This window comes from Neosynechococcus sphagnicola sy1, from assembly GCF_000775285.1.
Classification (GTDB): Bacteria; Cyanobacteriota; Cyanobacteriia; order Neosynechococcales; family Neosynechococcaceae; genus Neosynechococcus; species Neosynechococcus sphagnicola.
In genome coordinates this window covers 149,664-162,872 of record NZ_JJML01000008.1, presented here as the reverse complement: position 1 = coordinate 162,872, position 13,209 = coordinate 149,664, and the positions used below count along the sequence as shown (strand labels likewise).

Annotated in this window: 13 protein-coding genes and 1 pseudogene; 8 read left to right on the top strand and 6 right to left on the bottom strand. The window is 52.5% G+C overall.

Annotated features, from left to right (window positions below):
* Positions 1-327: 327 nt before the first annotated feature.
* Both DO97_RS05070 and DO97_RS30050 read left to right on the top strand, forming a co-directional pair.
* Entirely contained in the window at positions 328-684 is a 357-nt protein-coding gene (locus DO97_RS05070) for a Rieske (2Fe-2S) protein (protein WP_036531472.1), read from the top strand.
* Positions 685-969: 285 nt separating this feature from the next.
* Positions 970-1,254 (top strand): DUF1830 domain-containing protein, encoded by a 285-nt coding sequence (locus tag DO97_RS30050; RefSeq protein ID WP_072016360.1) that lies wholly within the window; start codon positions 970-972, stop codon positions 1,252-1,254.
* A gap of 133 nt (positions 1,255-1,387) precedes the next feature.
* Here the strand turns inward: DO97_RS30050 and DO97_RS05065 are convergent, their stop codons facing one another.
* From DO97_RS05065 to DO97_RS05045, 5 genes are all read right to left on the bottom strand, one after another.
* A complete protein-coding gene (locus DO97_RS05065; RefSeq protein WP_036531470.1) occupies positions 1,388-2,011 on the bottom strand; it encodes a hypothetical protein in 624 nt (207 codons plus the stop codon).
* A 413-nt stretch (positions 2,012-2,424) separates the two neighbouring features.
* Positions 2,425-2,766 carry a HesB/IscA family protein gene (locus DO97_RS05060; RefSeq protein WP_036531468.1) on the bottom strand — a complete coding sequence of 114 codons (342 nt, stop codon included), beginning with the start codon at positions 2,764-2,766 and terminating at the stop codon, positions 2,425-2,427.
* Between the two features lie 24 nt (positions 2,767-2,790).
* Positions 2,791-3,213, bottom strand: coding sequence for a phosphomannose isomerase type II C-terminal cupin domain (locus DO97_RS05055; RefSeq protein WP_036531467.1), 423 nt, complete (start codon positions 3,211-3,213; stop codon positions 2,791-2,793).
* Between the two features lie 87 nt (positions 3,214-3,300).
* On the bottom strand, positions 3,301-4,866 hold the full coding sequence (locus DO97_RS05050; protein ID WP_052128414.1) for a phosphodiester glycosidase family protein: 1,566 nt from the start codon (positions 4,864-4,866) through the stop codon (positions 3,301-3,303).
* A 10-nt stretch (positions 4,867-4,876) separates the two neighbouring features.
* Complete coding sequence (locus tag DO97_RS05045; RefSeq protein ID WP_156120447.1) at positions 4,877-5,158, bottom strand: hypothetical protein; 282 nt, start codon at positions 5,156-5,158, stop codon at positions 4,877-4,879.
* A gap of 513 nt (positions 5,159-5,671) precedes the next feature.
* Between DO97_RS05045 and DO97_RS27365 the strand changes: the two genes are divergently transcribed.
* From DO97_RS27365 to DO97_RS05025, 6 genes and pseudogenes are all read left to right on the top strand, one after another.
* Positions 5,672-8,662 (top strand): glutamate synthase central domain-containing protein, encoded by a 2,991-nt coding sequence (locus DO97_RS27365; protein WP_275574939.1) that lies wholly within the window; start codon positions 5,672-5,674, stop codon positions 8,660-8,662.
* On the top strand, positions 8,574-9,239 hold the full coding sequence (locus DO97_RS27360) for a glutamate synthase-related protein (protein ID WP_338038319.1): 666 nt from the start codon (positions 8,574-8,576) through the stop codon (positions 9,237-9,239). Before DO97_RS27365 ends, DO97_RS27360 begins: the two co-directional genes overlap by 89 nt.
* A pseudogene (locus DO97_RS27355) lies at positions 9,193-10,362 on the top strand (GltB/FmdC/FwdC-like GXGXG domain-containing protein). The gene DO97_RS27360 and the pseudogene DO97_RS27355 overlap by 47 nt, the downstream one beginning before the upstream one ends.
* A 90-nt stretch (positions 10,363-10,452) precedes the next feature.
* Positions 10,453-10,923: a thioredoxin-dependent thiol peroxidase gene (bcp, locus tag DO97_RS05035; RefSeq protein ID WP_036531465.1), complete on the top strand. Its 471-nt coding sequence runs from the start codon at positions 10,453-10,455 to the stop codon at positions 10,921-10,923.
* Between the two features lie 33 nt (positions 10,924-10,956).
* Positions 10,957-11,661, top strand: coding sequence for a response regulator (locus DO97_RS05030; RefSeq protein ID WP_036531464.1), 705 nt, complete (start codon positions 10,957-10,959; stop codon positions 11,659-11,661).
* 163 nt (positions 11,662-11,824) lie between these two features.
* On the top strand, positions 11,825-12,358 hold the full coding sequence (locus tag DO97_RS05025) for an alpha/beta hydrolase (RefSeq protein WP_052128413.1): 534 nt from the start codon (positions 11,825-11,827) through the stop codon (positions 12,356-12,358).
* A gap of 15 nt (positions 12,359-12,373) precedes the next feature.
* On the opposite strand, the gene DO97_RS05020 is transcribed toward DO97_RS05025, so the two are convergent.
* On the bottom strand, positions 12,374-13,090 hold the full coding sequence (locus DO97_RS05020; RefSeq protein ID WP_052128412.1) for a pentapeptide repeat-containing protein: 717 nt from the start codon (positions 13,088-13,090) through the stop codon (positions 12,374-12,376).
* Between the last annotated feature and the right edge of the window lie 119 nt (positions 13,091-13,209).

The window sequence follows — 13,209 nt, the reverse complement described above, 5'->3', positions numbered from 1 at the left end:
GAACGCCTTTGACTTTCCATCCGGCGGTGGCTTTATAACAATAAGGTGTTGCTAGCACGAGGGGTCTCAGATCCGACAGCAGGCTGATTCACCCAATTTTAACTGAGGGGGAACGTGCCAACTCCCTGGTTTAGCAGCAGTGTAGGCATCAACCTAGAATAGCGGTTCTTGCTCAACTCGGACGCTAAGATTTCCTTTGTGGCACTTGAATTGCTATCATCTCCCCAAGAACTGCTGAACTTGGGCTGAGTCCGGTAAAATGCTAGTACTGAATTTTCTTAAACAATTTACCCTGGAAGAATTCCGGAGTAGACACTGGAGGTCGTTATGAATTGGGTTAAAGTGCTAGCTGAAGTTGAGCTTCCCCAAGATGCGCGCAAGGTAGTGAAAGCAGAGAAGCGGACAATCTTGCTTTTACATCACGGCGGGCAGATCTATGCCATGGAGAACGCCTGTCCTCACCTAAAGCTGCCGCTCCAAGGTGGCAAAGTAACAGCAGACAATGCGATCGTCTGTCCGTGGCATCATAGTGCCTTTGACCTTCTCAGTGGGAATGTCAAAGACTGGTGTCCGTGGCCGCCTGGTGTAGGGAAAGTTCTAGCCATGGTTTCCAAAGAAAAGGCTCTGACGGTTTTCCCAACACGCCTTGAGGAAGGCAGCATCTGGGTAGGTCTAGAGGAGTAGGATCCGGTAGCGCAATTACCTTAAGGACATCAAATTGTATTACCTTTAGTATGCACGTACCTAGCGATGTGCAATAGATTCACTTGGTATGCGATCCTGACCCCAGACATCGCTGCTGCTGCGATCTTGGTTTCCTGATTGCCTGGTTTCAATTCAATACATTTTGTTGAAATTTATACAGCTCAAACATTTGCTTAGACATCATTTCAAACATCCTTATGTCATTCTGATTGAAATTAGAACAATGATGAATGCTCAATCTAAATTCAATTTCAATTCAAGAAAATGACTTACTTACTTTCTCTTGTAACAGCTAGGGCTGCATCCCCTGCTAAAGAATCTAGCAAGATTCTCTGCTATTACATTAATGACACGAGTTATAGCCAGATTATTCGGGCTATGAGTGGAGTAGGGTGTCATTTTGAACGGGTCGTCTTCTCCAGGGAACGCATTTTATTTGAAGCATTTCCAGAATCATACCTGGAAGTATACTCATGCCTAAGCAATGGTACAAGATTGACAAAAATTGACTGCGGATTATTACACATTAATAGCCAGTCCAACCTTTGACAGTCTCTTGGATAAAGTCTTTAACCCATGCTTCACAGCCCAGTCGGGATCGGCAGTATAGGTTTTCCGCAGCGAAAACAGCGATCGCCCAGGAACACCGGGTGAACCTGTACAAAGAGTTAGCAAGCAGGCTCTAGTAAAAAGCACCCCGATATTTGCGAAGGGGGCGGCTCTCTATTGGGGGTGGGGCTTTGTCAGGAATGTGAATAAACGTGCCAGAATCTGCATCTGCCTTTGGGTTAGAGGGTGCAGGTAAGGGTCTACCCAGGGGAAGCATTGCTGGGGATGGGGTATTTTCAGCAGTCAGCTCCTGGAGTGCCAGGATGAGTTTTTCTTGCTGAAGCGGCTGCCATTCTAAAATTTGCAGGATGCGATTGATCGCAGATGTTACTCCAACCATCAAAATGTCTGGCTGAAAACCTGGCAGCAAATCAAAGGCTCCCTGACTCATCGCCCAACGACGCTCACTAGGGGAAATTTCTGACTGCTGGGAATTGGTAAGCAAAACTTTAACACTCGGGCAATGATCACGACACCAACGACAGAAACCATAGGGATTCATCGACTGCGCCCGCACATCTAAGAGCAATAGGTCTGGCAGATCTAATCCAAGTTGCTGCATTTGGGTTAGCGACTCCACCAGTGGAAAATCTTCGGCTTCCCAGATGACAGCAAGTTCCTGAGAGGTCAAGGCAGTGTGCCAAATTTGCCCCTGATTTTGCAAGGGCTGCATCATTAAAACCGTTTTTTGGGGCATTCCCCACTTCTCCTCAAGTACGATTGGGTATCGTAGGCAGTCGTAGTTGTCAAGCCTTAATTCATCGCATATTTCGATTATTGAATCGATTGAATGCGATTATTGCATGGACTGATTACTATTAAAGTAGCGTAACGCAATTTAGAGACGGTTGGTACATTTGATAGCAGCGTATTCTAAACTACTCTGGTTCCGATTGAAGAATCTGTGGGTGAGGATGGCCAGGATTTATTCTTGTCAAGGGTTTGACAGAAATTGTCGCTAGGATGTTGGTTCAAAACGGTGCTGGTCAAGCCGCGAAGAACCAGGCCGTCAAACGCTGATTTTGGGAAGCTACTTAACACACCATCGGACAAAGCTTTGTGACGATGGCTATACTGCTCAGTTGAACGTACCGCCAGCATGGGGAGAACTCAAGATTCCTCGCAGGAGTTGATGGAGAAAGAGTTCCCACACCCACAGGTTTTCGTCGCATTAGCATTATGAAAACGGAAACACCCCCCCATGAGATCCTCGGCGTAATCAATTTGTAGATTTTTAACATAGGGTAAACTCTGCGGATCAACCAAAACTTGAATGCCATGGCATTCAAAAGTCTGATCCTGCAACTGCATACTGGGCGCTAGCTCCAAAGCATAGGACAACCCTTCACACCCACTGGCTTCAACTCTCAAACGAAAGAGGGCATTGGGCTGCTGCCGACTGGATCGCAGTCGCTTAACTTCACGAGCAGCCGCTTCACTGAGATGAACCATGGGGATGAATCCTAAGCCTAGTCTTTATAGGGGGGCAGCCGGGGTGCGGGCGTAATCATCATGGAAGCGGATAATGTCATCCTCACCCAAATACTCACCATTTTGCACCTCAATCAAGACCAAGGAAATCACACCAGGGTTTTCCAGTCGGTGGAGGGTACAGGGTGGAACATAGGTCGATTGGTTGCTGGATAGCAGTGTTTCCCGATCGCCACAAATGACCCGAGCAGTGCCTGAAACCACAATCCAGTGTTCACTGCGGTGGTGGTGCATTTGCAGACTGAGGCGGTGTCCTGGCTTGACTTCAATGCGCTTAATTTTGTAGCCCCGACCCTCTTCTAAGACGGTGAAAGCTCCCCAGGGTCGCAATTCCGTGGCAGCAATCCCCTTTAGGACAGGGGTTGAAGGCAGGGTGTGGGAAGAGGGAACTTCTTGAGAGGATGCCACGGTGGTTACTCCTGAAATTGCAAGTTAGGGACAAGGCAGGGGGGTAAGGCAGCAGGGAAGATGTCTGTCAGAACCACCAACCAGGGGTTAAGGCCGAATTGGCTCAGGGCTGGGCTGGAGAAAAATGCCAATTCCATTATGAACCCGAGCCGCAGATCGACTGGAGCGATCCAGCAGTTGTCCTCCGAGGTAGAGAGTCGTCGAACTCCCCCCATCTAAGTTCAGCGCCTCTAGGGCTCCCATCTGTTGTAGCAATTGAGCCATCTCTCCTAGGGTCGGACCCTCTCCCCCCACGCGATCATGAACCGCTACTATTAGTAGATTACCCTCCGATGTTGTGGCGATCGCACTCCGGGATGCTGTTTCCCGAATAAAGGCATCACTAAATTGCTCCTGCTTTGCATCCAAAACAATTTGGCGATTTTGCAGCAACAGCGGCCCAGCGGCCAGAATTTGGGGATAGGTATCGAAATCATCCGGTGTCAGGGTGCGTTCCAGGCTAAGGGCAGTCCCGATAGCGACGGCACTGGCCGCACTGCGATTGGAGCGGAGGCTGAGGAGGTAGCCATTGACGGGGATGGGCAGGGTTGCCTCTCCAGCTTTCCCCAGGGGCCGCTGGGCAATTACCCGATCAGCCTGCACGGTCACGATTAGTTCATTGTCGGTCAGGGGGGTGTAAGTTGTCCCCCAAGCCTGGGTATAACGGGCAATCCCCGCTTGCACATAGCCACTGTTGAGGGATTGCAGTGACAGCCGCTGCCCATTGGCGGTGATCAGGGTCTCCTGTAAACTCAGTCGTCCCATCTTCACCCGCCCTTTTTCGTCCCAGGCGATCGCCCCCCGATTCAGAATTGGACTGGAAATCCAGCGTCCCTCCTGACGAATCGCTCCCAGGGGCAGTTGGCGGTTGCGATTAAAGAAGCCCCCGTTGATAGCAGCACTGGCCTGCGATCGCCCAGCCACAGCTGACAATGGGTTAATCCCCACCAGGGTTGCTGGATCTCCCCAGATAGGACGTAGGCTGAGACCGGGCTGGCGGGGATTGACCACCAGCCAAACCACGGGGAACCGCGAGGCTCCTAGGCTCAATAGTTGCTGCCGCCAGCGCAAACCTGGAGCCCAAAGCAGATCCCGCGTTATCGGATTCTCTGGCTGCAGATCAATAATCAGACGATTGGGGTGAGGGAGCGTCCAGATTCGAGGTCGCCAGGTGGCTGGGATCATCATCTGCAGAGTGGTTTGGTTGCTGCCAGTCTGAATCTGCACCGGCACTTGCCCTGGACGATGCTGTAATTGCTGGGCTAGCTCGGGTGCGGTTTGGGCATCGACTGTCAGCATCAGGGATTGACCTTGCTGTGATACCTGCCAGGGGGCGGGGCGATTTAAATTCAGGACTAGGCGATCGCCAGCAGCTTGGTTCCCCCGCCGGAGTGATTCCACCTGGGCAAGAGGGGTTGTAATCTTCAATCGTTGACCCTCCACTTGGACTTGCCAGCCCTGTCGTTGAGCCAACTCGGTAATGTCCAGATAGCGATAGGGAGGCAGGAGGCGGATCGGCAAGCTCAGGGGCTGCTGTCGGGGGTCGGAAAACCACTCCAGGGGTTGTTGACCTAAATCATGGCTGTCCAAGAGTCGAACCCCCCACAGCTGCATCAGTCCCGCATCACTGATCCCAATTTGCGGGAGAGTGCTCGTTTTCGTCGATGACCACTGACTCCAGGCAGCCTTCCAAGTTCGACCATTGAGGGAAATTTGAGTTCCCTGCTGAAAAGTCGGGGGAGCGGGTGCAAGCGGCTGGCTGACCGGAACAGCAGTGGCAGGGGGGGTACACCAAGGTGACCACCAAGGGCATTACAAACATGCAGCCCAGCCCCACACCGATACCCAACCACTGCCCTCCGGTACGATTCGGATGCCCAACTTCTGTCTGTGGATTTGACTGCATGAAGACTCCAGAACTCAACAACATCATCTCAGACTCTTCTTGGACTCTTCTCAGATCGCGAATCAGTCCCATTCCTATCAAGGAATATTGACTTCTGAGACCGTGAGCTTTCGTTCCATCGTGAACTTGCCCTAAAATTAAAGCTAGACACTTGTTCAAAGTTAAGGTATGACAGTCCGCTGGTTTGCCAGCCAATATCTAGGGGATGCCATCATCAGGGAGCAACTCAACTTAAAAGAAATGATATGAGATGGGTGAATCAGCACAAGGTTAACGTTGAAGTTTGTTGAGCATGCAGCCACCCCCTAGGCAACGCTTTGAGGACTCGCCCTGAGAGCGAGTAAAATTAGTGACCTATCCAAATCTCCTGGAAGTTTACTTCAGGACACGATTGGTGGCCGTCAATCCTTCCTAGCAAACGACGCAGCTTTTGCCCCGTTTGTTTCCCCTCCTTCCAACTACTGGAGTCCATTGGTCAACCCAGTCCTGAAATCAGTCAACATGAACCCCCCCATGAACGTGAGCGCAACACCCAACCAACCATCACCACAATTAGCGACCCTTGGTTATGGAGGTCAGAAATGGTTAGTGGAGGAGCGGGATGCCTGTGGCGTCGGCTTTATTGCTGACCAGCAAGGGCGATCTAGCCATTCCCTGGTTATAAAGGCACTGGCGGCATTGACCTGCTTGGAACACCGGGGCGGGTGTAGTGCCGATCGAGATTCTGGGGATGGGGCAGGGTTAATGACCCTGATTCCCTGGGGATTGCTCCATCAGTGGTTAGCAGAGCAGGGGCTTGCCGTACCCTCCACGGCTATGACAGGGGTCGGCATGGTTTTCCTGCCCCAGCAACCTGCCACCGCCACCTGGGTGCGCCAGCTCGTCGAGGGAATTTTCGCCGAAGAAGGATTCCAGGTGTTGGGCTGGCGTCTGGTGCCCGTGGAACCGGAGGTGCTAGGGGTGCAAGCCCGGGAGAATCAACCCCAGATCGAGCAAATTCTGGTACATACGCCCAGAGTGAAGGGAGATGAGCTGGAACGCTGTTTATATTTAGTACGGAAACGCATTGAAGCCGCGATCTCGGCCCAGGCAGCAACGGCAACCAACCTCCCTGGCTTGACCGATTGCTATATTTGTTCCCTCTCCCACCGCACCATTGTTTACAAGGGGATGGTGCGTTCTGCGGTGTTGGGAGATTTCTATCTTGATCTCCAGAATCCCACCTACGAAAGTCCCTTTGCGGTTTATCATCGGCGGTTTAGTACCAACACCATGCCCAAATGGCCGCTGGCCCAGCCAATGCGCTTGCTGGGACACAACGGCGAGATCAATACGCTGTTGGGAAATGTGAACTGGATGGTGGCACGGGAGGCGGATCTCTCCCACCCCCTGTGGCAGGCCCCCTCCACCCCCAAGAGTCGTCTCGAAAGCCTCAAGCCGATTGTCAATTCAGAAAACAGCGATTCCGCCACCCTGGATAATGTCATGGAGTTACTGGTACGCTCAGGCCGCAGTCCCCAGGAGTCCATGATGATCATGGTGCCGGAGGCATACCAGAATCAACCCGATCTGGCGCAGCACCCCGAGATTGTTGACCTTTATGAATATTACAGCGGCATTCAGGAACCCTGGGACGGCCCCGCACTTCTGGTTTTCAGTGATGGCAAAACCGTTGGGGCCTCCCTCGATCGCAACGGTCTGCGACCAGCTCGCTATTGCATGACCCGCGATGGCTATATTGTCGTGGCCTCAGAGGCCGGGGTTGTGGAGTTGCCGGAAGCAGAGGTGACGGAGAAAGGGCGGCTGGGTCCCGGTCAGATGATTGCCGTGGATCTCCAAACCCATGAGGTGTTGAAAAATTGGGATATTAAACAGCGGTTGGCGGCAGCTCAGCCCTATGGTCAATGGTTACGGGCTCACCGGGTGGAACTAGCGCCGCAGCCATTTCTGGAAACCACCCAGATGGCGGCCCACGAGGTGTTACGCCACCAAACAGCCTTCGGCTACACCGCTGAAGACTTGGAGATGATCATCCAGGAAATGGCTGCCGTTGGCAAGGAGCCAACCTTCTGTATGGGAGATGACATTCCCCTAGCAGTACTATCTGACAAGCCCCATCTGCTCTACGACTACTTTAAACAGCGCTTTGCCCAGGTCACCAACCCCCCCATTGACCCGTTGCGGGAAAAGTTGGTGATGTCCCTGACGATGCAATTGGGAGAGCGGGGGAACCTCCTAGAGGCTCAACCCCAGCAGGCGCATCTGTTGAAGATCCCCTCGCCAGTGTTGAATGAGCGAGAATTGCAACAGATTCAGAAATCTGAGTTTGGTGTGGCCTCCCTTCCTACCCTGTTTGCGATCGCAGCGGGACCAGAGGGATTGCAACAGGCCGTCACCACCCTGTGTCAGCAAGCAGCGGCGGCAGTGCGGGCTGGACAAAAAATTCTGATCCTCAGCGATCGCCTGTTACCCAGCGGCGAAGCTGGCAGCCTCAGCGCTGACGATAGTTACATCCCTCCCCTGCTAGCGGTGGGGGCGGTCCATCACCATCTGATCCGCCAGGGCTTACGGATGCGTGCTTCCTTAATCGTCGATACCGCCCAGTGCTGGAGTACCCATCATTTTGCCTGTCTGATTGGCTATGGAGCCAGTGCCATTTGTCCCTACCTGGCGCTGGAATCGGTGCGCCAGTGGTGGTCAGATGCCCGCACCCAAACCTTAATGGCCCGCGATAAAATCAAAGCCAACAGTTTGACGGGGGTGCAAAACAACTACCGCAAAGCCGTGGAAGAAGGCTTGTTGAAAATTCTCTCCAAAATGGGGATTTCCCTCTTGGCCAGTTATCACGGTGCCCAAATCTTTGAAGCCATTGGCATCGGGGTCGATCTACTCAACCTGGGCTTTAAAGGTACCACCTCCCGGTTGGGGGGCTTAAGTGTGAGTGAATTAGCCCAAGAGGTGATTAGCTTCCATTGCCGTGCTTTTCCAGAGCTGAACCTGAAGAAGCTGGAAAACTTCGGGTTTGTGCAATACCGACCGGGGTTGGAATACCACATGAATAATCCGGAGATGGCGAAGGTGCTACATAAAGCTGTAGCAACCAAGAGCTTCGACCACTATGAACTCTATAAGCAGCAACTAGAGAACCGTCCGGTCACTGCCCTGCGAGATTTATTAGACTTTGACAGCGATCGCCCTGCCCTGCCCTTGGAAGCGGTCGAACCCGTATCGGCAATTCTCCAGCGGTTCTGTACTGGCGGGATGTCCTTGGGTGCCCTCTCCCGGGAAGCCCACGAAACCTTGGCGATCGCCATGAATCGGATTGGGGGCAAATCCAACTCCGGAGAACGGGGGGTAAGATCCCGTCCGCTACCAGGTACTAGAGGATGTCGATGGGACGGGGCATTCTCCCACCCTGCCTCACTTAAAGGGTCTGCGCAATGGCGATACCGCCAGTTCTGCCATCAAGCAGGTTGCCTCCGGACGATTTGGGGTCACCCCTGAATATCTGGTTAGCGCCCAGCAGATTGAAATCAAAATGGCGCAGGGAGCCAAGCCAGGGGAAGGAGGACAACTGCCGGGGAAGAAGGTCAGTCCCTATATTGCGATGCTGCGGCGTTCCAAACCCGGTGTCACCTTAATTTCCCCGCCTCCCCACCACGATATTTACTCCATTGAAGATCTGGCACAGTTGATCTTTGATCTGCACCAGATCAATCCCCTTGCCCAGGTCTCCGTCAAATTAGTGGCAGAGATCGGCATTGGTACCGTTGCCGCCGGAGTTGCTAAGGCCAATGCCGATGTGATCCAAATTTCCGGTCATGATGGGGGCACCGGTGCTTCCCCCCTGAGTTCGATTAAACACGCTGGAGGGCCCTGGGAACTGGGATTGACAGAGGTGCATCGGGTATTGATGCAGAACCAACTCCGCGATCGGGTGATTCTGCGGGTCGATGGTGGCTTAAAAACTGGTTGGGATGTAGTGATGGCAGCCTTGATGGGGGGGGTAAGAGTTTGGCTTTGGTTCCATTGCCATGATTGCCGAAGGCTGTATTATGGCTCGGATCTGCCATACCAATAACTGCCCCGTTGGCGTTGCCACCCAGCGGCAGGATCTGCGCCACCGCTTCCCAGGAATGCCAGAACAGGTGGTCAATTTCTTTTGCTTTATTGCCGAAGAGGTGCGATCGCTGTTGGCAACCTTGGGGTACCGCTCCCTGGATGAGGTGATTGGCCGAGCCGATCTCTTGCGGGTGCGGCGAGGCGTGCAGTTGGCAAAGACCCAATCTATTAATCTGGATTGTCTCACCCATTTACCGGATACTCGGCAAGATCGGGCTTGGCTCCACCATGAATCGGTTCACAGCAATGGCCCTGTCCTGGATGATCAACTCCTCAGTCATCCCGAGATCCAGGCGGCGATTCGTTATCAGGGTAGTGTGACCCAGACCCTCACCGTTATTAATACCGATCGCACCGTCGGGGCGCGTCTTGCGGGGGCGATCGCCCAGCAATACGGGGATTCTGGCTTTGAGGGGCAAATTGTTCTCAACTTCCAAGGCAGTGTGGGTCAGAGCTTCGGAGCCTTTAATCTACCAGGGATGATCCTGTACCTGGCGGGTGAAGCCAATGACTATGTTGGCAAAGGGATGCACGGGGGGTGAAATTATCATCCATCCCCCCSGATGGGGCCACCTATGACCCCTCCCAGAATGTCATCGTCGGCAATACCTGTCTCTATGGTGCGACCGGGGGGGATGCTTTTGGCCAATGGGCAGGCGGGTGAGCGGTTTGCTGTCCGCAACTCTAAAGCCCAAGCGGTGATCGAAGGTGCCGGTGATCACTGCTGTGAATATATGACGGGGGGCATCGTTGTGGTCTTAGGCAAGGTTGGGCGCAATGTCGGCGCAGGTATGACGGGGGGCTTGGCCTACATCCTGGATGAAGATGGCAGTTTCCCCGCCAAGGTGAACCCAGAAAATGTCAGCATTCAGCGGGTGATCACCCCTGCTGGTGAGCAGCAACTGAAAGACCTGATTAAGATCCATGCCGATAAAGCCGATAGTCAGAAAGCGGCTGTGATCCTAGCCAACTGGTCAGACTATCTCCCTCAATTCTGGCAGATTGTCCCACCCTCGGAAGCCAATACACCCGAAACCAACCTAGAAGTGGTGGCCGAAAAAGTGCTGACCCCCGTGCAATAGTGAATAGGGACACCTGACGGGGCATGCCCTTCCTATTTATCAGGTAGGGTAAAGTAAAATCCAGGTGTCCTTCTTGTATGCAGTCCCGCCATGACCCTCAATCCAGGTGATCTTGCCCCTGATTTTAGCCTCCCTGATACCGCCGGAAATCTCATCCGTCTGGGGGATTTGCGAGGCCAGCGGGTGGTTTTATATTTCTATCCCCGAGATCTAACCCCTGGTTGCACGAAGGAAGCCTGTAGTTTTCGGGATGCCTATGCTGATTTTCAGGGACGAGAGGTGGTGGTCTTAGGTATCAGTACCGACGATGCCAAATCCCATGAGAAATTTATAACCAAGTATCAGTTGCCCTTTCCCCTGCTCTGCGATCAAGATGGCACCGTTGCCACTGCTTACGACAGCTATGGGCTGAAAAAATTCATGGGCAAGGAATACATCGGTGTGAGTCGCAACACCTTTGTGATTGGAGCCGAGGGTCGCATTGAGAGAATCTATCGCAAAGTGAAACCAGGCGACCATGCAGCTGAAATTTTGGCGGATTTGGATGCGCATACTGCCTAGGTTCATGGCATCGAACAGCACCCATGTTGACCTATGGATATCTTAATTGTTGAAGATGAAGCTGAGATTACTCAACTGATCAAGCTCTATCTTGAGAAAGAAAGCTTTACCTGCCATACCTGCCGGGACGGTCTGACAGCGCTGGAAATGGTACAAACTTACTCTCCTGATTTGATTGTCTTAGACCTGATGTTGCCCGGTCTAGATGGTCTTGAAGTCTGCACCCGCATCCGCCAAAAAACCGGGATTAAAGACCCCTATATCTTGATGCTCACAGCTAGGGGGGAGGAAATTGATCGGATTGTGGGGCTGTCCACGGGAGCAGATGACTATCTGGTGAAGCCGTTTAGCCCTCGGGAACTTGTGGCCAGGGTGCGGGCCTTACTACGCCGCAATCTCCGTCAAGGGGGACAAACACCAATCCTGCGATCGCCGCATTTCAGCCTCGACTGCCAGCAACGCCTTGCCCATCGCTGGCGGCATGCTGAAGCGTCCGAACTCTTAGACTTAACCAATTTAGAATTCGAGCTCTTTTCAACATTTTTAAGCTACCCAGGACGGGTCTGGAGTCGTGCCCAATTAATTGATCGGCTGTGGGGGAGTAATTTTTTTGGAGATGAACGAATTGTGGATGCCCACATTGCCCGACTGCGCAAAAAGATCGAACCTGATCCCGCCAACCCCCTCCATATAAAAACAGTGATCGGTGTCGGCTATAAATTTGAAGATACCGACTGAGCCAATCCCAGGGAACGTTACCCAACCACCACTGCTTACCTTCACAATTTGAGCTAAGAAGTTGCCGTATGAGAATGGAGAGGGTAATACTGGATAGGCTGATGCTCCCTATTCGCGGCGTCTGTCTCTTATGTTTTGAAGATTTGAAGATTTAAGGACTGTTATGCTCAAAAACATTCATCCGTTGACTCTGGGTCTGTCTGCTTCCATGATGACTGTCATGGTGGGAAGCCTGACAGCACCTGCAATGGCTGCCAGCAGAATCTCCTTCTGGTATGGCCCCTTTCAGCAATCGGTGTCGACGTCGAGTCTGCGCCAGTATGTCCAAACCCAGCAGGCTTCCTCGGATGTGTCAGGTCTGCTCAGATTCATGAAGCCCCAGGATCGAGAGGGATTAGTCAATGTTCTGAAAGTGAGTCTCCCCATTGATGTGGTGACGGTGAGTAGGCTCCTCAACTCCCCAGCAGGCGATCAACTCTTGAACAAGCTGTCACCGATGTTTATTCGTCGAGATCAGGCAGGGGTCGTGGCGCTACGAGGTGCCATTGTATTGGCAAGTAGCTCTAAGAATGGCCTGGGAATTTTGAGTATTCTGGAAGCCTATCCAGCCAGAGAAGTCAATATCAGCATCCCTGAAATCCTGTCCTTAACCAAAAATGGTGGCTTTGAAGGATTGATGGGTAGTTTCCTGAAGTAGGCTCATAAGCCAGTTCTACGGTAGCTTTTTCATGCCTCCCGTGACCGGATCAAAGCCCTCTGGGAAGCTGGTGTGGCTATCGTAGAAAGCTCCCCTGGCATTTACACCCACGAAACTTACCTCACTCAGATCGACACCTTTGAGATTAGCACCGTTGAGCTTGGCTCCACTTAGGTTCGTCCCTACCAGTTGAGCCGTTCTCAGGTCGGCATAACTCAGATCGCCAAAACTTAAGTCGGCTTTGAGCAGGTTCGTTTCCTTGAGATTGGCGCTACTTAAATCAGCCTTGAACAATTTGGCATAACATAATTCAGCATGGCTGAGATCAGCCCCTTTGAGGCTGGCTTCCCGCAGGTCAGCTCCTTTCAAGTCCGCCTGCCGCAGAATTGCTTTACCCAGATCGGCTTTGAGGAGTTTAGCGCCGACGAGGGTGGCTCCAGTTAGAGTGGCTTCAAACAGATCCGCTTTGAGCAGACTGGCAATGGTCAAGTCAGCTCCACTAAGATCTGCCTGACGGAGAATCGCCTGATTAAGATTGGTTTCTCGCAGGCTGGCGGCCCGGAGCTTTGCCGCGTGGAGGTTAGCTTTTTCTAATTCCGCCCCACCGAGATTTGCCCCGCCCAGTTCTGCGCCACTGAGGTTAGCGATGTAGAATCCCCGCTCCCCCAGCGCATAGCGTAATAGAAGCTCAGAAGCGTTATTAACAGGATGATAGGAATCCTCTTCAAACATACAAAAACGACTGACAGAAAGGGTGGGGAGTAGCGTCTATCTAGTATTGGTTGAATTAGGGAAAGAGCGTGTCTTCTGTCAAGAGCATGTAACCTTTAGGAGCAGCCCGATATTAATGC

Coding starts and splice junctions, on each gene's coding strand:
- DO97_RS30050 (WP_072016360.1), top strand. CDS start 970: ATGACTTACTTACTTTCTCTTGTAACAGCTAGGGCTGCATCCCCTGCT.
- DO97_RS05070 (WP_036531472.1), top strand. CDS start 328: ATGAATTGGGTTAAAGTGCTAGCTGAAGTTGAGCTTCCCCAAGATGCG.
- DO97_RS05030 (WP_036531464.1), top strand. CDS start 10,957: ATGGATATCTTAATTGTTGAAGATGAAGCTGAGATTACTCAACTGATC.
- DO97_RS05065 (WP_036531470.1), bottom strand. CDS start 2,011: ATGCCCCAAAAAACGGTTTTAATGATGCAGCCCTTGCAAAATCAGGGG.
- DO97_RS05060 (WP_036531468.1), bottom strand. CDS start 2,766: ATGGTTCATCTCAGTGAAGCGGCTGCTCGTGAAGTTAAGCGACTGCGA.
- DO97_RS05020 (WP_052128412.1), bottom strand. CDS start 13,090: ATGTTTGAAGAGGATTCCTATCATCCTGTTAATAACGCTTCTGAGCTT.
- DO97_RS05025 (WP_052128413.1), top strand. CDS start 11,825: ATGCTCAAAAACATTCATCCGTTGACTCTGGGTCTGTCTGCTTCCATG.
- DO97_RS27365 (WP_275574939.1), top strand. CDS start 5,672: ATGAACGTGAGCGCAACACCCAACCAACCATCACCACAATTAGCGACC.
- DO97_RS05045 (WP_156120447.1), bottom strand. CDS start 5,158: ATGCAGTCAAATCCACAGACAGAAGTTGGGCATCCGAATCGTACCGGA.
- DO97_RS05050 (WP_052128414.1), bottom strand. CDS start 4,866: ATGCAGCTGTGGGGGGTTCGACTCTTGGACAGCCATGATTTAGGTCAA.
- bcp (WP_036531465.1), top strand. CDS start 10,453: ATGACCCTCAATCCAGGTGATCTTGCCCCTGATTTTAGCCTCCCTGAT.